General features: G+C 43.8%; 17 protein-coding genes. 8 read left to right on the forward strand and 9 right to left on the reverse strand.

Translation table 11 applies throughout. The annotated features are described in order from the left end of the window. Positions 1–145: 145 nt before the first annotated feature. The 4 genes from ACRRSX_RS03340 to ACRRSX_RS03355 all read right to left on the reverse strand — a co-directional run bounded on the left by ACRRSX_RS03340 (position 146) and on the right by ACRRSX_RS03355 (position 6654). Positions 146–1207 (reverse strand): pectinesterase family protein, encoded by a 1062-nt coding sequence (locus ACRRSX_RS03340; protein WP_432454637.1) that lies wholly within the window; start codon positions 1205–1207, stop codon positions 146–148. Between the two features lie 48 nt (positions 1208–1255). Next, a complete protein-coding gene (locus tag ACRRSX_RS03345; RefSeq protein ID WP_432454636.1) occupies positions 1256–3289 on the reverse strand; it encodes a methyl-accepting chemotaxis protein in 2034 nt (677 codons plus the stop codon). A gap of 294 nt (positions 3290–3583) precedes the next feature. Then, positions 3584–5797 (reverse strand): right-handed parallel beta-helix repeat-containing protein, encoded by a 2214-nt coding sequence (locus ACRRSX_RS03350; RefSeq protein WP_432454635.1) that lies wholly within the window; start codon positions 5795–5797, stop codon positions 3584–3586. 86 nt (positions 5798–5883) lie between these two features. Further along, positions 5884–6654 carry an oligogalacturonate-specific porin KdgM family protein gene (locus tag ACRRSX_RS03355; RefSeq protein ID WP_432454634.1) on the reverse strand — a complete coding sequence of 257 codons (771 nt, stop codon included), beginning with the start codon at positions 6652–6654 and terminating at the stop codon, positions 5884–5886. Positions 6655–8104: 1450 nt separating this feature from the next. On the opposite strand from ACRRSX_RS03355, the gene ACRRSX_RS03360 reads away from it, so the two are divergent. The 6 genes from ACRRSX_RS03360 (at position 8105) to ACRRSX_RS03385 (ending at position 15939) form a co-directional block, all read left to right on the forward strand. Then, complete coding sequence (locus ACRRSX_RS03360) at positions 8105–8992, forward strand: carbohydrate ABC transporter permease (protein WP_432454633.1); 888 nt, start codon at positions 8105–8107, stop codon at positions 8990–8992. Then, positions 8992–9900: a carbohydrate ABC transporter permease gene (locus ACRRSX_RS03365; RefSeq protein WP_432454632.1), complete on the forward strand. Its 909-nt coding sequence runs from the start codon at positions 8992–8994 to the stop codon at positions 9898–9900. Before ACRRSX_RS03360 ends, ACRRSX_RS03365 begins: the two co-directional genes overlap by 1 nt. 17 nt (positions 9901–9917) lie before the next feature. Then, positions 9918–11060, forward strand: a complete 1143-nt coding sequence (locus ACRRSX_RS03370) for an ABC transporter ATP-binding protein (RefSeq protein WP_432454631.1) — start codon at positions 9918–9920, stop codon at positions 11058–11060. A gap of 113 nt (positions 11061–11173) precedes the next feature. Then, positions 11174–12457, forward strand: a complete 1284-nt coding sequence (locus ACRRSX_RS03375) for an ABC transporter substrate-binding protein (protein WP_432454630.1) — start codon at positions 11174–11176, stop codon at positions 12455–12457. A gap of 359 nt (positions 12458–12816) precedes the next feature. Then, complete coding sequence (locus ACRRSX_RS03380) at positions 12817–14487, forward strand: hypothetical protein (RefSeq protein WP_432454629.1); 1671 nt, start codon at positions 12817–12819, stop codon at positions 14485–14487. Next, positions 14488–15939: an EmmdR/YeeO family multidrug/toxin efflux MATE transporter gene (locus ACRRSX_RS03385; protein ID WP_432454628.1), complete on the forward strand. Its 1452-nt coding sequence runs from the start codon at positions 14488–14490 to the stop codon at positions 15937–15939. Positions 15940–15957: 18 nt separating this feature from the next. On the opposite strand, the gene ACRRSX_RS03390 is transcribed toward ACRRSX_RS03385, so the two are convergent. The 4 genes from ACRRSX_RS03390 to kduD form a co-directional block, all read right to left on the reverse strand. Then, on the reverse strand, positions 15958–16869 hold the full coding sequence (locus ACRRSX_RS03390) for an alpha/beta hydrolase (RefSeq protein WP_432454627.1): 912 nt from the start codon (positions 16867–16869) through the stop codon (positions 15958–15960). A gap of 72 nt (positions 16870–16941) precedes the next feature. Then, on the reverse strand, positions 16942–17580 hold the full coding sequence (locus tag ACRRSX_RS03395; protein WP_432454626.1) for an RpiB/LacA/LacB family sugar-phosphate isomerase: 639 nt from the start codon (positions 17578–17580) through the stop codon (positions 16942–16944). Positions 17581–17629: 49 nt separating this feature from the next. Continuing rightward, on the reverse strand, positions 17630–17953 hold the full coding sequence (locus ACRRSX_RS03400) for a cupin domain-containing protein (RefSeq protein ID WP_432454625.1): 324 nt from the start codon (positions 17951–17953) through the stop codon (positions 17630–17632). A 233-nt stretch (positions 17954–18186) separates the two neighbouring features. Further along, entirely contained in the window at positions 18187–18948 is a 762-nt protein-coding gene (kduD, locus tag ACRRSX_RS03405; protein ID WP_432454624.1) for a 2-dehydro-3-deoxy-D-gluconate 5-dehydrogenase KduD, read from the reverse strand. A gap of 342 nt (positions 18949–19290) precedes the next feature. Here kduD and ACRRSX_RS03410 point away from each other — a divergent pair, with 342 nt between their 5' ends. After that, positions 19291–20496 carry a hypothetical protein gene (locus ACRRSX_RS03410; RefSeq protein WP_432454623.1) on the forward strand — a complete coding sequence of 402 codons (1206 nt, stop codon included), beginning with the start codon at positions 19291–19293 and terminating at the stop codon, positions 20494–20496. Between the two features lie 46 nt (positions 20497–20542). Here the strand turns inward: ACRRSX_RS03410 and ACRRSX_RS03415 are convergent, their stop codons facing one another. Further along, positions 20543–21997 carry a lipopolysaccharide biosynthesis protein gene (locus ACRRSX_RS03415; protein WP_432454622.1) on the reverse strand — a complete coding sequence of 485 codons (1455 nt, stop codon included), beginning with the start codon at positions 21995–21997 and terminating at the stop codon, positions 20543–20545. A 444-nt stretch (positions 21998–22441) separates the two neighbouring features. On the opposite strand from ACRRSX_RS03415, the gene ACRRSX_RS03420 reads away from it, so the two are divergent. Then, positions 22442–23581, forward strand: coding sequence for a glycosyltransferase (locus tag ACRRSX_RS03420; RefSeq protein WP_432454621.1), 1140 nt, complete (start codon positions 22442–22444; stop codon positions 23579–23581). Positions 23582–23700: the final 119 nt, after the last annotated feature.

The following is a 23700-nucleotide window of genomic DNA, read 5'->3' on the forward strand; positions in this document are numbered from 1 at the left end:
TGTATATCGATTGAGGCTGCATATCAAGTTGGCTCAGCCTCATCAGTGACAAGCCGGGTAACGAAGCTTTTTAAAGAGCTGGCCTCAAACTATTTTGAATTGGCCTGACGCTTGTCGACTGAATCGAAATTGATCCAGAATCATCTTATTCGGCTTGGTTAGCTTGGTACAACGAGGGCCGCCAATCGCCGAAAATATGCTCTAGTTGATAATGCTGCATTTGTTGTTCTGTGAGCTGAGGTCGTTGTTTATCGCGTGATTTGGCACCCGCACCGCTATTGTTGTATTCCCAAAAACGAGAATTTTCAGGCCTGAACCAAATAATATTTTGCTGGATATCCCGACCGCTCATTTTATCCCATCCGTAGAGGTGGTCGTCGAGTTCACAATTGATAAAGGCGACATGCCCAATTGCCTTAGGGTCGGCATAGTTACCATCACTAAATTGTGTGGTTGGGTGCCATGGCCGTCCTAAAGCATAACTATTAGCTGGTACACCGGGCTCTTTGCTGAGCTGGCAATGGCGAAATACCAAGCCATGTGTTTGCTTGATGTCGGTACAAGGCGCACTAATATAGCCATAGACTTGCTCGTGGTGTTGCGCTTCTCGATTACGAGCTACGATCTCGCATTTGTCGATGAGGGCAACTCCGCCTCCGAAAATGAAGTCGATGGTGCCAGCGATACGGCAGTGGCTCAAGTAACAACGTCCGGCACGTAAATACAGGGTATCTTGATAGCTTTGCAGATCGAGATCGATTAACTGAACGCGGTCGGCATTGTCACCTAAGGCGAGGGCGACTGCTTGGGTATGTTTTAGTTTGCTTGGGTCACCTTCCGCTTTAGCCGCATTGGCTGGAAAATCAAAGCCATTTTCAATGCTTAGCGAGCGGATCTGTACGTCAGCTGCGTCAATACAAAGCGTGTAACTATTAAAGGTGGCAAATTTCCTACCTTGCGAGTCAATCATGCCGTTGGCCATAGTGGCACTGACAATGCAGTGGGTTTGGCTTTCGCCGATGAGCTGGGTGTTCGCTCGAGTCACTTTAATCTTTTCTTGATAACGACCGTTGGCTATATAAATTAAATAGGGTGAATGATCATCTGGTGCGTTGTCGAGCGCCTGTTGGATCGAACTAAAATCGGCGTCTGCTTGCAGAGACACAGTTACTTGCTGGATGTGATTAGGGATTGTTTTATTCGGCATAGTCTTCAGTGATTGGCGAGTCTACATGAGGGCAGACTCGCACTGTATTTAGTGGAAGAAATTAAACTGTTCTTTGAGGGAATCAGCCTGTTGTTGTAGTGCCCGAGCACTTTCAGCGGTTTCTAGGCTGGTGGAATGGCTCTCTCGATTGAGTTCGTGGATTTCACTTGAATTACTGGCAACCTGTAAAGAAACCTGAGCTTGTTGCTCGGCGATGGTAGCGATGGAATGTGACTGTTCGGCGATTGCTGAGACTTGCGATGCGATCGCTTCTAGAGAAGAACCCGCATTCTCCGATTGTGATAACAGTGCATTTGCCTGTTGGCGACTTTTCTCGGTAAGGCCAACAGCATTATCCGTTGAATTTTTCAGTTGTCCCATAATGTCTACCACGTCCTTCACGGAGACTTGGGTTCGGTGGGCGAGGGTGCGAACTTCATCGGCAACCACCGCAAAGCCACGGCCTTGTTCGCCGGCTCTGGCTGCTTCGATGGCAGCATTCAAGGCGAGTAGGTTGGTTTGTTCTGCAATCTCATCGATCATCTTGGTGATGTTATAGATAAGCTGGCTGTCTTTTTCGACTTGTTCTATCGCTTGCGAGGAGCTGTTGAGCTGATCGTTTAATAATACGATGTTATTGCTGACATGATCGACCACCTCTAAACCCGATTTTGTGTCGACATCAGCTAAACGCACATTTTCAGCAATGGTTTCTACTTGCTCGGCAACCGATTGGGCAGAGGCTGCGAGTTGTTCGGTTGCACTCACCACCAACTCTACTTTTTGCTGTTGTAAATCCGATTGAGTCAAGTTGGTATCGGCATGGCGCGCCACATTGGAAGACTGCTCATTAACCTGATTACTGGTTTGATTGATTTCTCCTACTAGTGAGTGTAATTGGGCTGCCATTTTGGCGACGCCTTGAGTTAACTGTTCAATTTCATTCTGGGACTGGCTAGAGCCAGTTGGCACCGAGATACTTACCTCGCCTTGACCCAAACGGTCCATAAACACTTTCAGGCGACTTAGTGGGCGAATGGTTTGCTTAATAATTAAGGTCATGACGGCGTAGGTGACAAGGCCAATCGCAAGTGCAATCACAGCAATTAATTTGAGTAGTGTTTGGCTATCTTTGGTCAACTCATTCACCAAAGTCCCCCCAATGAGTCGCCAGTTCCAACCTGGTACCTGGGTATAGACCAAATATTTTTCTAAACGTTTGCCATCCACTTCAACAGGGAAGCGGATCATGCCTTGTTGGCTATCGCTTAAGTTAGCAAAAGGTTGCTGCCCATCGGCATCACTAAATTTGAGCAAGTTAGTTTCATTATTACCAATTGAACCGAGTAGGTATTGACCTTGGTGCTCAGCTTCCTGATCGGCGACGATGGTGGTGCCAGTGCTGCCCCACTTGATGTTGGTTAAAGATGCGAGGATCGCAGCAGTGGCTTTTTCTACGGGTAAAGAGACCGCAAACACCGCACCGACTTTGCCTTCAGAGTCTTTAATCGGATCAAAATATACGATGTAGCTATGACCATAACGGACCGTTTGTTGTGCAAAAGGAGTCGCCTGGCTTAAGGCCTGATAAGCAGGATGCTGGCTATCGATAACATGGTTTAAATCACGTTGGTCGCTGTCATTTTTGAGAGAACTGGCGATGCTTAACCATTGATCGCCCATTGCGGAGTAGATGGTGGCAAAGGCTCCGGTATCTTGGGTAAAGGTATCGACTAGATCTTCGTTATGGATCAAGGGCATGCCGTATAGGCTAACGTTTTGGATCTTCTTGTTTGCGTAATCAAGAATGGTGGTTTCGACTTCATAGCCAGCTAAATAACCATTCTTAAAGGTAGAGCTAAGCACTTTAGTCGAATCCAAATAGGCATTAAATTGACCGCTTACCGTTTGTGCGACAGCATCTAGTTTAGATTGCTGCTCCCTTAAGCTGGTTTCTAACAACAGCTTTGAGGCGTTTTGATAAACTAAGGTTGCGATCCCGCTAAATGCGATGACGAGGCAGAAGACAATCACCAGTTTAAGTTGAAAGCCTACGCTACGATTTTTATAAGCTGCAAACATAGTAGTCCTTAATCAGCATCATTTTGAAAAGCCAAATGTGCAATATCAATCATTCGAGTTTAGTCGGTTGATATTTCATCGTAAAAATTAATTTTATAGAGAATATTTTACCGAAGATGCGTGTTGTTTATCATAAGTACATCTGCTTTTATTAACTTAAGTTGTTCCCAATAATGATATTTTTTTGTTTCTGTGACGCGGCTAACGACTCGCTTTGTGTCACCATGAGTAAAGGCTTAGCCCTTGATTGACTAAGAGCATAAGCCTTCATTGAACGATGAACTTACCGATCGTCTATTTTAGTAGTTGTTGTAATTTTTTGGCTTGCGCGTCCCCTGGAACCTTGTCTTGAGTATTCACTTTTGACGCGGCTTTTAATTCATCTAATTGGCTTATGTCCACTAAGTTGCCATTTTGGTCAGTGGCTTTTCCATCAATAATAAATTGGTTGCCATTGAGTGTGCTGGCATTGACCACATCACTGTATTTACTCTTAACAAAGAAGCGATAGGATTGATTATCGGTGAAGTCACCTTGTTTGACTGCGTCAGAATAGGGGCTCTTGCGAAACAAGAAATTGAAGCGAGCGTTATCGATAGCGACGTTATTTTCTAGTATCAATGAACCAGGATTGAAGTTGTCGGTAAATCCATCCATGTTGTTATGGAAGGCGATACTGTTTTTCACCACATGGGCAACGGGCAGACCTTCCCCGCCTAGTTTAAAGCCATTGCCGCGGGTGCCTCCTTTGCCTTTTACGGTTAAGGTTTGACCGTTCATGTAGGAAATGGAGTCAATAATTGTCACCGCACCATTAGAGCCATCTTCGACCTTATTGAATAAATCCCAGCCGTCGTCAATATTGTGGTGAGAGATACAACGAATGAAAGTATTACCATCACCGACACGTATTTTTGCCGCAAAACCGTCGGCATTAATTTGCGAATCATCCATATTGTTAAAGCTAATGCTATCGCTAACCACGTTATAGCTGGCCCATAACGCACGCCCAATGCCCTTGGCAGACGAGATCTGAAAACCAGTATCGGGGGATTGATGAGTGACCATGTGAGCAAAATTATTGTGACTGCCGTGAACATTGGTTCGGGCGCCAATCACTTCAAGACCGGATATATTCCAGTAACTCGCATCATGCAGGTAGGCGTCGGTAATGCGAACCTTGTTGCCCTTGGCTTTTAGGGTTTTCATATGGTCGGGGGTACCACTGGCAGAGATAGGGATTTCTAAACCTGGGTAATCGCCGTCCTCGAGTAAAATTGTGCCGCCCGGGGGGACCAGTTGAATGGCGTCGGCTAAGCTGAGTCGACCATTGTCACCCTGTGGATTCACCAAAATTTGCATTGGGTTCTTCAGCGCTTGTTTCACCACCTTATACTGAGTTTGAATCGCACTGGTATCTGGACCTTCCAGTGGCGTGAAGCTCAGATCAAACTTAGTATTGCTTTGTGCTAATTGTGTGGGGTAGCTAAACATTTCGCCCGCAGCCACATGCTGGTTTTCCACCAAACTCTGTCCATCTTGGCTCAGGCTAAATTGACCACTGTAATTGGCTTGGGCTTGTACGGTGTAATGATTGGTCGCCGAGACCTCAGGAGACATCGCTTGTACAATCGGAGTTTCCATTTTGGCAACAAAACGGGGCGCATCCGCGGTGTTGGCTTTGCTTAGTTGGAGTTTTACCTTGCTCACGGTCACTTTCGCATTCCGTGAAGCAAAGAAGCCAAGGTATTGATGGGCAGGGTCTTGCATTTCAACAACGTTGGCATTGGCCCCTTTGACTGCTTGGATTTGTTCAAGTTCACCATGGCGATAGCTAACACTGTAACCGGTGTTGGTTCGGGTTAAACCGATTTGATAAGTTTGTGCTGGGCCGTAAGGCACACCTTTGATGAACTCGTCGCGTTTCATCCGGTTTCCGCCTGTTCCCCAAGGCTGGTAAATGCCTTCACGGTAAGTGGCGTTGATATTGATTAAGCCATTGTTGGCTTTTTTATTGGCTCGTAAGATGGCTGCAACCATGTTGGCTGCAGCCGGAAATTCTTCTAAACCTTCAGGCTGAGGATCGAGTCGTGGTTTACCGATCACATCGCGCAGCATAATGCCTGCGCCTTCTTGGCGATTGGGTTTAGATCCCGTTTCTGGGCCTAATTGTTCTAAAGTGATGGTGGCTGAAAGACTAAAATTTACATCGGTGGGCAGCTTGGTGTAATAGAAGGTCATCCCTTCATGAGAATTGGCAATTTTTCCACCACGGCTTTCAATGGTGAATTGATTGGCCACTGGGCCAGGTTGCACGGGCTGTCCATTCACGGTGACCTGATTGGTACCAACTTTTTCCGGTAAAATAGTGGAGCCAAAGTTAAGGTCGGTGGATTGGCCAAAGGTAATGGCTTGCCAGACTAAATCATCCGCACTTGCGGCATAGGCATTCAACGCATTGAGCGTGAAGGCCGAGGAAACGCAGACTACAACGGTCGATAATTTCATTAGGGATACCTATATTAAAAAAGCCTATTTTGAAAAGGAGAATCAAAATAGGCCTTGGTTTAAAAAGTAGTAACTATGTGACTAGCTTAGAACTTGTATTTCATACCGATACGGAAGCGAGGACGCCAGATATCTTTTGCCGCTTTAGGAGAACCTACACCCCAAGCATTGTCATATTTATTGTTGGCGTCTTTATCTTTGTCTGGTGCTAAGCCAATTTCAATAAATGGAGACCAGTTACCTTCGAATCCTGTATAAGTCGCTTTGGTATTAAACTCACTGAACCAAGCTTTTTTATCTTCCCAAGCGTTACCTTTGTTAGCACTGTTCCAAGTGTAATCAAATGACGCGCCGAGTTTCCAATCTTCAAAGCCTTTATAACCAGCTTCGAAGGTCCAACGATTGTAGTGGTTATTTGGCTTGTCAACCGTTGAACTCTGTCTTTCGTAGTTGTAACGATGACGCCAAGAAACTGCCCAAGCTTTGTTAATTTTGTAACCCAGGGTCAAGTTGAACTGGTGACTTAATTTAGTAGAGCCAGATTCCCACTTATATTGTGGTTTTAGCGAGAAGCCAGACTTGCCGATTTTGTATAGGTAGCTGATGTTGGCTTGTTGGCCAGAACCAGTGTAATCACCGAAAGCGTCATCATTTTTATTGTTTGCCCATTTGGCTTCTACTTCGAAACCGATACCATTTTTAAGGCGGTGACTAATCGAAATACGGTCTTTATGTTTCGCATTGTTACCTTTATAAGATGGTTGGTATTCGTGACGCATGTTTACAGTTGCCGCGCTGACTGTCGCACTTGCGAATAAGCCAACGAGAACTGCGGTTGCAATAGTGCTTTTTCTCATTATGAAACTCCGTTTTGTTTTAATGGGTACACGAGTTCAATATAAGTGCTGTTTTTGTTTTGTAAAGATGGGTTAGCAGAGAAATGTGATCCAATATAAATAGTGATAAATATTGACAGTTATATTTGTGATCTAGCTCCGGAGAATGTTGGTGCTAGCACTTCATTTATGGTTGACACAGCACCGTGCCAATGAACATATTTGATGCATTTGATAGTCTTTATTTAGCAATTTTTGGTAACGTTTTCGCCATATCGTGAATAATTAATCAAAAGAAGCTTTTCGATAGACCTCTTTATTTAAGAGCTAGGGTTTTGTTGTTTGTAAAATTAAATTTTTATATGAAAGTTGTTTTTAATTTGCGTGAGTTGCATCAACTGTAATTTAGTATCGTCTTTGAATAGACTATTACCGATAGCTGTATCGCTAAATCATGTGCAGTCGCTCACAAATCACCATCTGTTGACTCTTTAGTTATTAAATGCTCATTCGTTTAGATTTAAAATTCAAGCTATGCATAAACTCATTTTATGCGATTATCGGCTTGTGGACCGCTGACTTCTCAAAACCTCCTATGATTGGTACTTACTGGCAACCCGTTATATTTGAAGGTTAGTAGCTCTCATCAACTGGCTACTCGTTTGGTTTTCTTTTAAAGTGTTGATTTTAAATATTTTTTTAGTTTATTTGTTGTTTGTTATGACAGTAATGATAAAGAGTTAATATTGTTGCCACTTGTTTGGTGTTTTTTTGGAAGTTCATCTAAGGCTTAGCTCTATGGCTGGGCGCTTGCATCGATTTCCGTTCATTCGAAACTTGTTGTATGTCAAATTCTCATTATTTTATCGCTCACTTTTAGAGATATAAATCAACGCGCAGAGTCGTACTTTAGCCGAATCAAATATGTTGAAATGCTGTTGCTCTATTTATGTCTTAACAAATTAGAGTTGTTATACTTGATATAGGTATTGATCTTTCTGGTTCCGCGATGCTTGCCACTTAGACTTGTCTATAAAATAATGCCTAGTCAACACAACACACTAAATTAGAGTATTCTAATGTTGGTGACTTTCTTAAAAATAACATTAAGCGCTATAATTTTTTCTAGTTTCAGGATATAGCACCAAGCTGAATCGCCTGATCGTCTTTATCCCCAGTTTAAATTTTTCCTGACATCAATGCAGCCATTTATGGACGTTTTTGTCATGACAGAAGTGTGATGTAGATCTCGTTATTGTTGGGGTAGATGGTATTCAACTCAAATAACGGAACGATGTTTCACATTTTTTGTAGATATCTTTTAAAAAATAAAATCACTGATCACATTTATGGTTTTATTGAGTGGCACTTATGGATTTCTGCGTGTTTAATATAGCTAACAGCTAAAAGGTGGTGTTATACACAGTCCGCCACTTTTTAGAGGATTACTAGAACTATTAAGGACGAAAAAATGTATGAAAGTCGTAGGCTTGGTTTAGCGTACCTATCCCCCTATATTATAGGGTTGATAGTGTTTACCGCTTTTCCATTTATATCATCGTTTTTTATGAGCTTTACCGATTATGATTTGATGACAACGCCTAAGTTTGTCGGCATTGAAAATTATCGTTATATGCTCGCTGAGGACGATTTGTTTTGGAAGTCAATGGGCGTGACATTTATGTACGTTTTTTTGACAATCCCAGTAAAATTGGCATTTGCTCTTTTTATTGCTTTCCTTCTTAACTTTAAACTAAAAGGTATTGGGTTCTTCCGTACGGCTTACTACATTCCTTCTATCTTGGGTAGTAGTATTGCAATTGCGGTATTGTGGCGAGCTTTGTTCGCGATTGACGGCGTATTGAACGGTTTGTTAGCGGTGGTTGGTGCCGATCCAATTAACTGGTTAGGCGAACCTGCATTTGCGTTGTTCTCGATTACTTTGTTACGGGCTTGGCAGTTTGGTTCGGCGATGGTTATCTTCCTTGCTGCATTGCAAAACGTGCCTCAGTCTCAATATGAAGCCGCTTTAATTGATGGTGCTAGTAAATGGCAAATGTTCATGAAAGTGACGGTGCCACTGATTACACCTGTAATTTTCTTTAACTTCATTATGCAAACCACTCAGGCTTTCCAAGAGTTTACCGCTCCTTATGTGGTGACTGGTGGCGGCCCCATGAAGTCGACTTACCTCATCTCTCTTTATATTTACGAGACGGCGTTTAAGTTCTTTGATATGGGCTACGGTAGTGCATTGGCATGGGCTCTGTTTGTTGTTGTTGCCATCTTCACTGCAATCGCATTCCGTTCATCTAAATACTGGGTATTCTACTCAGGTGATAAAGGAGGTAAGGCATAATGGCTACTTCTATGTCTACAGCCGAAAAAGCACAAGTTGCTTTGGCGAATAAAGAAAACGACCGTACTATTCGTCGTGAGAAAATTAACGCGACTATCCGTTACATTATCTTAGGTGCTGTCGGTTTTGCGATGCTTTATCCTTTATTATGGATGTTCTCTGCGTCGTTAAAACCAAACCATGAAATCTTTAGCTCAATGAGCCTATGGCCACATGAGTGGAGCATGGAAGGTTTCATCAATGGTTGGAAAACCGGTACCGAATTTACCTTTGGTCATTACATCTACAATACCTTTGCATATGTATTGCCAAAAGTATTCTTTACTGTGGTTTCTTCAACGATTGTTGCTTATGGCTTCGCTCGTTTTGAGATCCCCTGGAAAGGTTTTTGGTTTGCAACCTTGATTGCCACCATCTTATTACCTCAATCAGTATTGCTGATCCCTCAGTACTTGATGTTCCGCGAAATGGGTTTATTGGATAGCTACTTGCCACTTTACTTACCGTTGGCATTTGCAACTCAAGGTTTCTTCGTATTCATGTTGGTTCAGTTTTTACGGGGTATCCCAACCGATATGGAAGAAGCAGCCATGATTGACGGTTGTAATTCGTTCCAAATTTTATGGTACGTCGTGGTACCGGTGATTCGCCCTGCGATTATCTCGGTAGCATTGTTCCAATTCATGTGGTCGGTGAACGACTTCCTCGGCCCACTTATTTATGTATCAAGCGTAGAGAAGTACCCAATTGCTTTAGCTCTGAAAATGTCTATCGACGTTACCGAAGGTGCTAGATGGAATGAAATCCTAGCAATGGCGTCTATCGCAATTATTCCTTCAATCGTAGTGTTCTTCATGTCTCAGAAGTACTTCGTTGAAGGTGCTGCAAGCAGTGGTATTAAAGGTTAGTTTTCGGAGTTAAGACAATGGCAGAAGTTAAATTTAAAAAGTTAGAAAAAGTATATTCAAATGGTTTTAAGGCCGTTCATGGCATCGATTTAACCATTCGAGATGGCGAGTTCTTGGTAATTGTGGGCCCATCAGGCTGTGCAAAATCAACAACCCTACGCATGCTTGCTGGTTTAGAAACCATCACCGGTGGTGAAGTCACCATTGGTGAGAAGGTAGTGAATAACCTTGCACCGAAAGACCGTGGTATTGCGATGGTTTTCCAAAACTATGCTTTGTACCCACACATGACTGTGGCAGAAAACTTAGGTTTTGGTTTGAAACTACAAAAATTACCTAAAACCGAGATTGAACAACGAGTAAATGAAGCGGCAGCAGTCTTAGAAATTGAAGACTTACTCGACCGTTTGCCTCGTCAGCTTTCTGGTGGTCAGGCACAACGTGTTGCGGTAGGTCGAGCGATTGTTAAGAAACCTGAAGTGTTCTTATTCGATGAGCCACTATCAAACCTTGATGCCAAACTGCGTGCTTCAATGCGGGTTCGTATTTCTGACTTGCATAAACACTTAAAAACAGAGAATCGTCCGGCTACAGCGGTTTATGTAACTCATGACCAAACTGAAGCGATGACCATGGGTGACCGCATCTGTGTGATGAAACTGGGTGAAATCATGCAGGTTGATACACCTGAAGATTTGTACAACAACCCTGTGAACATGTTCGTAGCGAGCTTTATTGGCGCACCAGAGATGAACTTGTTCGACGTGAAACTTGAGGAAAAAGATGACTCATTAGTCGTTAACCTTGATGGCCAGATTTTGACCTTGCCGCCTCAAAAAGTCGCGAATATTCGTGCCAATGGTTTTACTGACACTGTATTTGGGGTTCGTCCAGATAATATTTCTCTGGCCTTAACTGCCGAGAACGTTGCGGGCGAACAAACCTTGAAAGGCGACGTTATTCGTATGGAAAATATGGGTCACGAAGTGTTTGTTTACTTCAAAGTAGGCAGCCATGAATTGACCGCTCGTGTTCCTATCGATGATGTGAAAGCAGTTCTAAATATGGAACTGAAGAAAGATGTGACCTTTATGGTGGAAACCGCTAAGTCGCATATCTTCGATAAAACAACTGAAAAAAATATCTCTTTAGATCATTAATTTGAAGTAAAAACGTAACGCGCGTCCACAACGGACATCGGTGGACGCGTATCTTGAGTAAAACTGAAGTGAACATTTCTGAACACAAATAAAATAGCTTGGAGGCTATAATAATGATGAAGAAAACACTACTGGCGACCCTAACAGCGCTAACTCTTGGAGCAATGACTGCGAGTGCATATGCACAAACAGAATTGCGTATGTCTTGGTGGGGCGGTAACAGTCGTCACCAGGCAACCTTAAAAGCCATCGAAAAATTCCATGAGAAGTACCCTGATATCGTGGTAAAAGGTGAATACACTGGTTGGAGTGGCCACTTGTCTCGTTTGACCACCCAGGTTGCTGGTAATACTGAGCCTGATGTTATGCAAACCAACTGGAACTGGTTACCTATCTTCTCTAAAAATGGTACCGGATTTTACGACATGAATGGTCAAGCCGGTGCTTTGCATTTAGATAATTTCCCTAAAACTGCGCTTAATATGACTACTATTGATGGCAAAATTAATGGTTTGCCAGTTAGTATTACTTCGCGTGTTTTTTACTACAACAAAGACTCTTGGGCTAAAGCTGGCGTTGATTACCCTAAAACTTGGGAAGATTTTAAAACTGCTGGTCAAGCTTTCAAAGCTAAATTGGGCGCAGACTACTTCCCGTTGGTTGTAGAGTCGCGTGACGTATTTGCAATTAACCGTTCAATTTTCATTCAAAAATACGGTAAAGACATCATCAATCATGATTCAAACTTATTAGACTTCAGCCAAAAAGAAATGACTGAGTTCTTCCAAGTTTACGTCGACATGGTTGAAAATCATGTATTCCCTTCTACCAAGCAGTTCGCTTCTTACGGTAAAGGTAATATGAACGAAATGCGCCCTTGGATCGATGGTCACTTTGGCGGTTTGTACATGTGGAATACATCAATCAAGAAATACGCTAACAACTTAGCTCCACCACAATCAATGGAATTAGGTCCATACCCAATGGCGCCTGGTGCAACTGATTCAGGTCTGTTAACTCGCCCATCAATGATGTTCTCGATTGGTCGTAACACTAAGCACCCAGAAGCGGCTGCTAAGTTAGTTAACTTCTTGTTGAATGATCCTGAAGGTGTTAAAGCAATGGCCGATGCGCGTGGTGTTCCACTAAGCAAATCTGGTCTTAAAACTTTGAAAGATGCAGGTTTAGATACCAACAGCTTGCCATTCCAAGGTTATACGCTTGCACAAGAGTTACCCGTGGACGTGTTGCCAACACCTTATACAGATAACGCTCAGTTAATGGAGTTATTTGCAGAAGAAATGCAACACTTAGATTATGGTCAATCGACTCCAGCTGAAGCTGCGAAGAACTTCTTACGCAAAGGTAATCGTGTATTATCGCGTATTTCTAAATAATCTAGATTAACCTCGGTTAATTTAAGCACCCCAGAGATGGGGTGCTTTTTCATTGTAAAAGATATGCGGTTTACTGAAGTGGATTGCATTGCTAAGATTTGAAGTTGCACTTCAAAAGCTTGCCTACCGTCAGCACCCTGTCGATATTGTTGTTTTGTAACGTAAATTCAATACATCGATGACAGTCCAATCAAGCCCTGAACAAGTGGCTAAAAATTTATTATGTCGTGGCTGTCGTGTTCTAGCGCATAAAGCTAGATAGCTGACGCATTGTACGCAGCGAATCACCTAGATAACGCTGTTTTAACTGTTAACTTGATGTCCTTAAACGAGGATATATATTTTCGATGGAGATCGTTATGTCTGATACTCGCCAATCTTATCTACCGCTTCTTACTGACTATTATCAAAAGTTATACTCATTGGCCAAAGCAAGCGATACTCCGTTGTTGGCGGATGGCCTCGATAGCCGTGACAATTCGGCGATTCAGTGGACTTACCCTGATGGGACCAAAGTACCAATGAGCAATTTGGCTAGCCAACAAAATTTCTTTCGCGGTTTAGTGGCCCTCTCGACGATTACCGGAGAGGCATGTTTTGCGGATCAAGCCAAGCAAACGGTGGACTACTTTTTAGAGCATTATGTTGATCAGGCTAGTGGTTTATTCCATTGGGGCGGCCACCGCTTTATTCATCGCGACAATGGCAATATTGAAGGGCCAGCGAGTAAAGAGTGTGTGCATGAACTCAAACATCACTTTCCCTTTTATGACTTTTTATATCAAGTGGCCCCCGAAACCACCCAAAATTTTCTAAAAGGCTTCTGGTCGGCGCATGTGCTCGACTGGAATAAGTTAGATTTAAGCCGCCATGGACAATACCTGACGCCTTGCCCCGATGATGTATTTCAGCAGCATCAGCCAAGTGCAGTCGTTGATCCGAGCAAGCTACCAGCCTTACCCGAAACGGTAGGTCTTACTTTTGTCAATGCGGCCACCGATTTGGTGTATGCAGCTTGTCATTATTATAAATATAGTGGCGACCAAGATGCGGCGACTTGGGCGAAACACCTTTACCATCAATTTGTTTTAGCGCGTCACCCAGAGACAGGCATGCCGGTCTATCAATATTCTTCTCCGCTGCAGCGTGAACCTATTCCCGAAGATGATAGCCTCACTTATTCTTGGTTTGGCGATCGTGCTAAACGTCAGTTTGGGCCCGAATTTGGTGATATTGCCCGCGAAGCCAATGTGTTATTTAGAGATTGTTGGCCTGTTGTGGTTGATAATCCACTGGCTATTTTAGAGTGCGCCAAACAGCTTAACGACCCGCAAATGGCGGCGTGGGCAGTTGATGGCATTAAAGCTTACTTTCAATATGCTTGGGATGAAGCGAGTAACGAGATCATTCCAATGTGGAATAGTGGTCAAGATATGACCGGGTTTGTATTACCACGAGATGGTTACTACGGGGCTAAAGGTGGACAAATCAAACGGCATGCTGCCGATCCATCCTATTTGCTGCCGTTAGTGCGAGCCAGTGTGCTTAGTGATAATTCAGAGTTAAGAGCATTAACTGCTAGCATGTTTGCTCGTTTTGGTTTGGGGGAGCTGGATGCACAGTCGCTGGCACCTATAGCGATTGCTGAGCAATCTGATTTGAGTTCTGCTTATTTAGTCTTTGCACTACTAGAGTTATATCAAATTAGTCAAGATAGTCGATTGTTGAGTTTGGCAGATTTAGTGGGGCAAAACCTATTGAAGCAGCACTATCATCGCGGTTACTTTTTGGCCAGTAGCGAACACGTTTATGCGCGTCTTGATGATCCGATCCCCTATGCCTTGTTAGCTATAGAAGCCGCCTATAAAGGTCTCTATTCTGCGATTCCTGTCGCCATTTCTAAGGGTGGCTACTTACATGGGGAACGTTTAGTGAAAGGGGAAGTTAAAACCGTATACGACTATGACGTATTGTATAGCGAAACCTTAGATGGTCGTAGCTTTATTCCAGAGGGGTTAGCAGTAAATTAATTGAGCAGACAAATACTATCTAAAAGTCCACAAGTATTGACATCATCACTAAGCCCAGCAATCCAATGGCGGTATTACTACCGCTATCGGGTGTTGTTGGCGCGTAACATTATTCCCTTCGCGTGGCCAATTTTAATTGAGTTAGCTTGTGTGGTGTTAATGGGGATCGTCAGTACTATTCTGGTGAGCCGATTAGGAAATGTACAAACCGCTGCCGTTGGGGTGAGCGATAGTGTTACTTTTATCATCATTTCTGTGCTGATGGCTGTGGGACTAGGGGGCTCGGTGCTGATCGCCCACGCTTTCGGCAAACGAGACATGCAAAAAGTCGGCGCTGGCGCACCACAAGTGGTGAACTTGGCGATTGTGTTCAGTTTGTTGGCTGGACTTGGCATTTTTGTTTTTGCCAAACCATTGTTACAAGTTATTGCTTATGGGGCTGACGAGCAGGTGATTGCGATGGCGGCCACCTATCTGAAGACGATTGCTTTTAGCTTTCCGGCTTTGGCGATTGTGTTTGCTGGCAGCGGGGTATTGCGAGCGGTGGGGAATTCTCGCTTACCCGCGATGAGCAACATTCTGATGAACCTTCTGAACATTGTATTTAGTTATCCGTTGATCTACGGATTTCATTGGCTTGGTGGTGATGTTTGGCAAGGTTTTGGCTTGATTGGTGCTGGCCTTGGGATATGTGTTGCTCGTTGGGCGGGCGCATTGATGATTCTGTATTGCTTAGCCAATAATCAGCATTTTAATCTTAAGTTGAAGTCGTATATTACAGCCTTTAACCGGATCATTTTAAGAGAGATCTTGGGGATTGGCATTCCTGCTAGCGTTGAATCGATGATGTTTAACGTTGGCAAATTGATCACTCAGATGATGGTTGCAGGGATGGGCACCGCAGCGATGGCTGGTAATGTGGTGGCCTTTTCTATCGCATTATTGATTAATATACCTGGGAATGCCTTGGCGATTACCTGTACTGTGTTGATCGGTCGGCGTTTAGGGCAAGATAAACCGAATGTGGCTCAGCGGGAACTGCGATTATGCTTCTACTTTGCAACCGCACTAATAGTCTCCTTTGCTGGCTTGAGCGCTTTGTTTGCCGAGCAATTGGCGCGACTCTATACCAGTGAACCCGAGGTGATTGAGATTGTAGTCAAGTTGATACATATGAATGCCTTGATGTCGCCAATATGGGCTGCTTCCTTCGTATTACCAAATGCCTTTAAAGGCGCGAAGGATGTGAAATATACGATGTGGACCGCGATTGTCAGCATGTGGGGTTGCCGGATTGTTCTGGGTTATGTCTTAGGTATTGTCTGGGGGTTGGGCGTATACGGAGTGTGGTTGGGAATGTTTGCTGACTGGTGGTTCCGAGGAGCGTTATATTGCTGGCGTTTGATTAATCTGCGTTGGTTGCATCCGTATCTTCAATCTAAGTCGGGATAAGCGTACAGAGCTCGATTGTCACTTAGACGCAAACTGGCTATTGATCCATTGCTGCAAGAGTTGTGGCCACACGGCAAGCGGCAAACCTTCGGTCTTGCTGATACCAAAGCCATGGCCGCCACGTTCAAATAAATGTAGCTGGGTCGCTATTTGATGGCGACTCAGCGCTCGCCATAGTCGCAAGCTATTCTCTACACTTACTGAGGGATCGTCACTGGCATGCAGGATGAAGCAAGGCGGAGTCTCTGGGCTGACTTGTTGTTCGAGTGAATAAGCTGCAATTTGCTGAGGACTCGGATTTGTACCAATTAATAGTTGACGAGATTCTGGATGGGCAATGGCTTGCTCCATGCTTATCACCGGATAAACCAAGGCGCTAAAATCAGGCCGTGCACTAAAGCTATCGATGTGATCATGGTGCGGATAAATGACCTGCTTAAATTGGTGACTGAGCCGCCCTGCAACATGACCGCCGGCGGAGAAACCGAGTACACCAATGTGCTGTAATTGCCAGCGATGGGCATGCGCTCGGATCCAGCGAAGCGCACGTTGAGCGTCGGCTAGTGGAGTATCTGCGGCGAAGCGGTGACCGTCGCCTGGCATTCTATAATTGAGTATAAAAGCGTGATAACCAAAGTGATTGAGCTGCTTTGCGATTTCACTCCCCTCTTGATCAATCACCACTCGACGATAGCTTCCTCCCGGTATGATCAATACGCCAATGCCTTTACTTTGCTTACTGGGATAGATGATTATTTCAGGATCCTGGGTTTGACTGAGCGCTCGATTAGGCGCTGCGAGATGGTGACTTCGTTCAGTGACTATTGGCTTAAGATGGGAACTGTCTGATGGCTCAGACCATAAGCGGAAGACTGCTTGTTGGGGAAATAGTTGCTGAACCGATTGAAGGGGGGTCGTGATTAGGGACATACTTGGATCGCTAATATTGAGATGAATAAAACCAGCCCGAGGGGGCTGGTTTAAACGCTGGGGTTTAATCCATTACTTAATTAATGAATTCACGTAATCAGCGATTTCTGGTACTTGGCAGTTTGCAAAGAAACATTCTTGGAAACGCGCACCAGTAACTGCAGTTTTGACTAGTTCTTGGTCAATCGCACGTAGTGTATCTAAGTAGTTGTCTTTCACAACTGCCGCTTTCACGGTGTTTAGGATACCTGCATTGCGTTGTTGTGGTTCAGCACGTTCGAGAGGGTAACCTTGGCCACGCTCGCCAACTAAGGCTTTTTCGAAGATGTAACGAACGTTTAATTCAGCACCCCAACCAAAACCTTTGGCAAAGGCCAACGCAAGAGCATTACCATTGTTAATCTGGTTGAATAAGAAGGCATCTGAAGGATCTAAGCAGTAACCACAAACGACACCAGGGTGAATGTTACAAGACATCATTGCGCCTTGGCCAGTACCACAACCAGTGACGACAAAATCAACTGCTTTTGAATTCAGTAAAATGCTGGCAATAATACCAAGGTGGATGTAAGTCAGGTGATGGTCATTCTCATCACTCATACCTACGTTGTAAACTGAATGACCTAGAGGGTCAGCCACGTAGTTTAGTTCTTTTAAAACAGTAGCGTTTTTTCCGGCTTGACTGTTTTCCATTAATAAGGCGACTTTCATTAAATATACTCCCGCTTGAGAAAGCTAAATAGCTTTCTACTATTGATAATTATGAGACGAAATCTTTACGCATTGGTGTGAAGTTATCGAGTAAAACACCAGCCTCTAAACAAACACAACCGTGCATCACGTCGGGTTCTTTGTAGAGTGTGTCACCGGCTTTCACGACTTTAGTTTCATCGCCAATGGTGAATTCGAAGGCCCCTGAAAGAACATAGGTTAACTGCTCGTGTGGGTGATTATGCATCGGCCCAACAGCGCCTTTTTCAAAATGTACTTCCACCGTCATGATGTTGTCGCTATAGGCGAGTACCTTACGTGATACTCCATTACCTAAGTCTTCTAAGGTAATGTCTTGATTAAATACAAACATCGCTCTCTCCTTTATTGCTAAGGCTGCTTCCCCTTTCGCTGGAGCATTTGGACAAATATTTGTCCACTAATGCTCAGCTGGGGCTTGTGACGCAAATTTTAAGTTCAGCACGTCATACTCAAGTACGAAGATGACCAGTCAGCGTGCAGAACGTATCCGCGGTATATATCAGGGAAGCCTGATATATCTGCGTCTGCGGCACTGAATAAGGAGCATCTGCGTTTATTTTCTCGTTAGCGAGACAACCAGCCACCGTCGACAGCAATGGTGTAACCACTGATGTAGTTAGAAGCTTCTGATGCTAAAAATACGCAAGGACCAGCGACATCGCTAGGTAAGCCCCAACGACCCGCAGGAATACGATCTAAGATTTCTTTGCTACGAGCTGCATCGTTACGCAACGCTTCGGTATTGTTAGTTGCCATATAACCAGGGGCAATAGCGTTTACATTAATGTTTTCTTTCGCCCATTCATTAGCCATCAGACGAGTGACGCCCATCACTGCACTTTTTGATGCAGTGTAAGACGGAACGCGAATACCGCCTTGGAAAGACAACATTGACGCGATATTGATAATTTTACCGCCATTTCCTTGGGCAATGAATTGCTTGGCAACCGCTTGTGACATGAAGAATACTGACTTGATGTTAATGTTCATGACATCATCCCAGTCTTTTTCACTAAAATCGACAGCATCTTCACGGCGAATAATACCAGCGTTGTTTACTAAAATATCAATTTTACCAAACTCACTTAGCGCAGTGTCAATAATGCTAGGGATATCATCTAATTTCATGAGGTTAGCGCGTACATCGATGAACTTACGGCCAGTTTCAGCCATTTTCTCAATGGTTTCTGTTGGCTCAACAATGTTAACACCAACGATGTCACAACCCGCGGCAGCGAGGCCAAGTGCCATTCCTTGGCCTAAGCCCGTATCACATCCGGTCACAATAGCGACCTTGCCTTCAAGATTAAATGAATCAAGAATCATAACTTCTTCCTTTATGTGTAGTTAAATTTGTGGCTGGAGCAAAAAGCCCGTCACCGTTTCTATATTTATAATTGAGGTATCAGAAACGCTGTTCAAATAATATTAAAAAGCGGTTTTAAAAAAGAAGATCAAAGTCGTGTTTTTTTATTTTGAGGTCATTTTTTATTGCTGTTGGAAGCTTTTTGACCATTTTGTGAGCAGGTTGTGGGGGCTGATTCGTTGATATCGTTTTCAATAAGTCGTTATTTTTTTATCGCATGTCGAACTGTAACTACTATTTATTGTGAAGATCGACTAGCCTAAGGACATTATGGGCTTTCATGTTTATCAAGGAAGATAACAATGGACATCGGTCCAATTACGATAAAGCAATGCCAAGATGTGGTGGTTTATCAAGTTGATTTCGACCTTAAGCAGCAATCGCACAGTCTGTGGTTTGAGCTAAACTTGCCTGGAGCTTTGTGGCCGAGTGAGAGTGGCGATGCCGCCATGCTGGCTTTATTGCTTCCGGCTATGTTGGCCAATGAAAATATTCATGTGCGTGGCAGGGTTTCTGCTCAATTACTGTTTCACCTCAATGGTGCTTATCAAACCTTGGTACGGCAGGTGATCCCTTATCTGCATCAGATATATATATCCGCTGATAGCTGTTGTGATCGTTCCAGCCAGGCAAAGGGCGTCGCCACAGGGTTTTCTGCAGGTGTTGATTCATTCTGTAGCTTGAGGGACTATTATTCAGAGCAGACGCCCGATGCTCTTAAAATTACTCACCTCTTATATAACAACGTAGGCTCTCATGGACATGGAGCGGATAAAGAACAGCTATTTCATGCGCGCTATGATCGATTAAAGAAAACTGCAGATGAATTAGCGCTACCCTTTATTATGATTAATTCTAATTTAAATGAGTTTTATGGAAAGGGCTTAAATTTTCAGCTAACCCATACAATTCGCAACGCATCGGTAGCGCTGTTATTACAGGAACATATTGGGCATTTTTTGTACTCATCAGCTTATGTTTACGCTGATTTATTTGTTGGTCCAAGTTATGACATGGCTTATAGCGATACCTATAGCTTACCCTTGTTATCTACAGAGTCCTTAATTTGCCATTCGGTTGGCAGCGAATATACGCGTGTTGAAAAAACCAAAAGAGTCGCAGAGTTACCGGCCTCTTACAAGGTATTAGACGTATGTGTGGTGGCCGATAATGCTGAAAATTGTTCACAGTGTGAAAAATGTTTAAGAACCTTATTTACGTTGGATATGTTAGGTAAGTTGGAGCTTTATCAGCACTGTTTTAACCTCGAGCGTTATCAACAACATCGGGCAGGGTTTATTCGCGACATGCTGATTAGTGACGACCCGCTGTTAAAAGAGATCCTTGATTGGACCAAGCAACATCATTTCCGCATTGAAAAGACGCATTATTTCGCGGCTTTGCTACTTTACATGCGACGTTTCCCATTGCTGTTCCTGCATCGACTTAAGATTTTTACCAAACGCCATTTGGTTTCGATGGGGCTCTATCAACCGAAGTCATATTAAGCCACTTAATTTACCACGCAATAGAGAGTGCATATTTTGGCTAGGCTTATGCTCGTTTCAGTAACTGCTTGGCTTCTTGGAATACTTTACGGTCAATGATCAGTAGCCCTGTTAGGTAGACGCTAGCACCGATCAGAATGCTGAAGAGCAAGATAACAATCGCACTAAAATCTGCGAGTAGTGGTTTGCTGTAATAAATACTCAGCATCATTAGTGCACCTGCGAAAGCGGGGACTGCAATGTGTTTAAACAAGTCCAGTAAAGGTATATTGATCCCTCGGCTGTTATGTAATACGACGATTAAATAGGCAACCGGGAAGGCGCATAACCAAGCCATTGCCAGACCATGTGCCCCATGGTGGGAGCCGACATAAATGCTGGGCACTAATACGGTCAGTAATATGGTCGCATTAATGAGCATGTGTCTCACCTTTTTAAGGCTTTTTAGCGCAGGATTAAATAGTTCTTCACTAAACCTGAGTGGCATCACCAGCAAAATCAGTGTTGCAGGCGTGACGGCATCTAACCATTTCTCCCCCAATACCAGTGGGATGAGTTGTTCGACGGTGGCAGCTAAGCCCCAAAAAATAGGTAAAGTAATCAGTAAACACAGCTTTTGTGATTTAATCACATAGCTGGCGATCATTTTAGGTTGGTCCTGAATTTTGGCGAAGGCGGGAAAGGCGACTTGACGTAGGATAGGCATTATTTTCTTTTGCGGCATCATCGCGATTTGTAAGCAGATGGCATATAAACCGACTTCTACTGGCGTCATCACACGGCCAGCGATCACGATATCTATATGTGAGAATATATAAAACATGATGGTGAGTAAGCTCAGTCCGCCACCAAATTTGAGCATCCCGCTGATTTCAGAATAGCTGAAGCTAGGCCAATAAGTTATCGGGCGAATAGCCATGACCATGCTGGCCTTCAGTAGATAGAACAAGACCTGCCCATAGATAAGTGCCCAGAAGCCATAGCCTAAGTAGGCCAAAATTAATGTGGTCACTGCAGCAGCCGCGTTGGCTATGCCTTCGATAATCGAAACTCTTTTAAAATCCATCTCTTTGGCGAGCAGTGCCGCTGGAATAATTTCAAAAGCCATGATCAGCACACACCATGCATTTACTTTTAAAATGGCTGCGACTTCAGGCGACTGGTAATAATGGCTGACGGGGCCTGCCAATAAATATTGCAGACTAAAAATGCTGAGATGCACAACAATAATCGCACCAAACATCTGTTTAAGGATATTGGTGTTGAGTGCTTGATGTTGAATTAAGGAGGAACTAAAGAGCGAACCTAGGATTAACACAAAAAAACCGGATAAAACATCGGCCATGGCCACTAGGCCGTAATCTTCGGGGGATAATAATCGAATCACCCAGAAGGTCATCACCCATCTTAAGGTTTGGGTCGCTATTTTTCCTGCGACAACCCATTTTAATGAAGTGAGAACTTGGCTTTTTAAATTCGTGTGCTTTGATGCGGCCGTCATCGATTCGACTTTCCTTTGTCCGTTTCTACTGCTTAAACGCATTGGTTTACTAGGTGCTTAGGATATTACGAACAGGCCCTGCGTCTAACCGATGGCATCTTCGTTGATTTGTTCTCCTGAACTCAAATAATGGTCAATCTGCTTACTGTCACCGGACAATATCTAGGTTCGAAAAAGGATGCAAGTACTTTACTTTCGCATCCGCTGATCTTTGAAGAGCGCGTGAGTGCAATGTTCGTTATCGATTGATTCCTAAAGAGGAAACTAACCCTGCTACGAGTGACTCATGAGGCGGTCGATGTTACTGTTTGTTCATCGAATTTTTGGTTATTTATGCTATTTTAACAACAGTGGGTAAAAAGCGGGTATTGCTAACTAGCGAGCAACCGATTTTATTCATTGAGCGTGGATATAAAAAATGGATTTTGGGTCAATCAAAGATGGATGAACGAAGTGACGATAGATAAGCCGAAATTGGTTATGGTAACGAATTTGTATCCACTGCCTTGGGAACCGAACCGGGGCAAGTTTAACTATCAGCAGTTTGCTTTACTGCAGCAAGATTACCAGTTGGCGATCTTGGTTCCGGTTGCATTTACCGATTGGTGGCGAAATCGTCGACAGATTAAACAAAGCACCGAGTTGCGCTATTGCCCATATTTTTATACACCTAAAATTGGCCGTCGCTTTTATAGCGTGACTATGTTTTTGTCACTGCTGATACACAGTGGCTTATGGTTATTCAAATTTAAACCTCAGCAGCTCATGGCATGCTGGGCATTTCCTGATGCGGTTGCTTGTAGTTGGCTTGCGCGGTTATTTTCGCTCCCCTTTTTCTTTAAAGTTCATGGTTCTGACATTAACCAGCTAGGGTCTTATCCGGGCCGAGCAAAACAGATCAAGGCCGCGGCCGATAAAGCGATATCGATCTTATCCGTATCCCAAGATTTGGCAAAAAAACTGGTGAGCTTGGGGATTGAAGAACAAAAGGTGAAAGTCATTTATAACGGCGTCAACCATCAGTTGTTTGACCAGTGCTTGCCAGCAAAAATGGCCGATGATTACTTATTGTATATTGGTAATTTAAAGCATGATAAGGGCGTGGTGGAATTATTGCAGGCCTTTACGGCGATAGCTGAGCAATTTGCTGAGCTTAAATTAGTTTATGCTGGCAGTGGGGGGATGCTGGCAAAATTGCAACAAATGACTGCAGAGGCGGGTTTAACTCAACGGGTGGTTTTTTTGGGGGCGGTTGCGCATGAGGAACTCCCCCAGTGGTTAGGTCATGCTAAATTATTGGCCTTACCCAGTTATGCCGAAGGGGTGCCAAATGTGGTGCTTGAGGCGATGGCTTCCGGTACTCCGGTGTTGGCGACTAAAGTGGGTGGGATCCCAGAAATATTTAACCCTGCTTTATGCGGTTGTTTAGTCGAGCCTCGTAATACTGAGGCTGTAGCGAAAGGCTTACAGACGATATTGGAGCAAAGTTGGGATAAAGAGGCGATAAAAGCTTGTGCTGCACCTTTTACTTGGCAACGAAACCAGCAGCAGCTGTTGAGCATGCTTAGCCAAGCGGAGGACTAAGCTTGTTTGGCCTTTACGCAAAAAATATGGTGTAGGGGACAGACCGAATAATTCTCTGTAATTAATAACATTTTCTGACTAATTTTGCTAATGTCAGCGTATTCTCAGCAAGGACTTAT

It is taken from the genome of Agarivorans sp. QJM3NY_30 (assembly GCF_050870855.2).
In the GTDB taxonomy this organism is placed as follows: domain Bacteria; phylum Pseudomonadota; class Gammaproteobacteria; order Enterobacterales; family Celerinatantimonadaceae; genus Agarivorans.

Excerpts from the sequence above, each read along its gene's own strand:
- ACRRSX_RS03340 (WP_432454637.1), bottom strand. The coding sequence starts at position 1,207 with ATGCCGAATAAAACAATCCCTAATCACATCCAGCAAGTAACTGTGTCT.
- ACRRSX_RS03355 (WP_432454634.1), bottom strand. The coding sequence starts at position 6,654 with ATGAGAAAAAGCACTATTGCAACCGCAGTTCTCGTTGGCTTATTCGCA.
- ACRRSX_RS03350 (WP_432454635.1), bottom strand. The coding sequence starts at position 5,797 with ATGAAATTATCGACCGTTGTAGTCTGCGTTTCCTCGGCCTTCACGCTC.
- ACRRSX_RS03410 (WP_432454623.1), top strand. The coding sequence starts at position 19,291 with ATGGACATCGGTCCAATTACGATAAAGCAATGCCAAGATGTGGTGGTT.
- ACRRSX_RS03370 (WP_432454631.1), top strand. The coding sequence starts at position 9,918 with ATGGCAGAAGTTAAATTTAAAAAGTTAGAAAAAGTATATTCAAATGGT.
- ACRRSX_RS03360 (WP_432454633.1), top strand. The coding sequence starts at position 8,105 with ATGTATGAAAGTCGTAGGCTTGGTTTAGCGTACCTATCCCCCTATATT.
- kduD (WP_432454624.1), bottom strand. The coding sequence starts at position 18,948 with ATGATTCTTGATTCATTTAATCTTGAAGGCAAGGTCGCTATTGTGACC.
- ACRRSX_RS03345 (WP_432454636.1), bottom strand. The coding sequence starts at position 3,289 with ATGTTTGCAGCTTATAAAAATCGTAGCGTAGGCTTTCAACTTAAACTG.
- ACRRSX_RS03395 (WP_432454626.1), bottom strand. The coding sequence starts at position 17,580 with ATGAAAGTCGCCTTATTAATGGAAAACAGTCAAGCCGGAAAAAACGCT.
- ACRRSX_RS03400 (WP_432454625.1), bottom strand. The coding sequence starts at position 17,953 with ATGTTTGTATTTAATCAAGACATTACCTTAGAAGACTTAGGTAATGGA.
- ACRRSX_RS03420 (WP_432454621.1), top strand. The coding sequence starts at position 22,442 with ATGAACGAAGTGACGATAGATAAGCCGAAATTGGTTATGGTAACGAAT.
- ACRRSX_RS03415 (WP_432454622.1), bottom strand. The coding sequence starts at position 21,997 with ATGACGGCCGCATCAAAGCACACGAATTTAAAAAGCCAAGTTCTCACT.
- ACRRSX_RS03365 (WP_432454632.1), top strand. The coding sequence starts at position 8,992 with ATGGCTACTTCTATGTCTACAGCCGAAAAAGCACAAGTTGCTTTGGCG.
- ACRRSX_RS03390 (WP_432454627.1), bottom strand. The coding sequence starts at position 16,869 with ATGTCCCTAATCACGACCCCCCTTCAATCGGTTCAGCAACTATTTCCC.
- ACRRSX_RS03375 (WP_432454630.1), top strand. The coding sequence starts at position 11,174 with ATGATGAAGAAAACACTACTGGCGACCCTAACAGCGCTAACTCTTGGA.
- ACRRSX_RS03380 (WP_432454629.1), top strand. The coding sequence starts at position 12,817 with ATGTCTGATACTCGCCAATCTTATCTACCGCTTCTTACTGACTATTAT.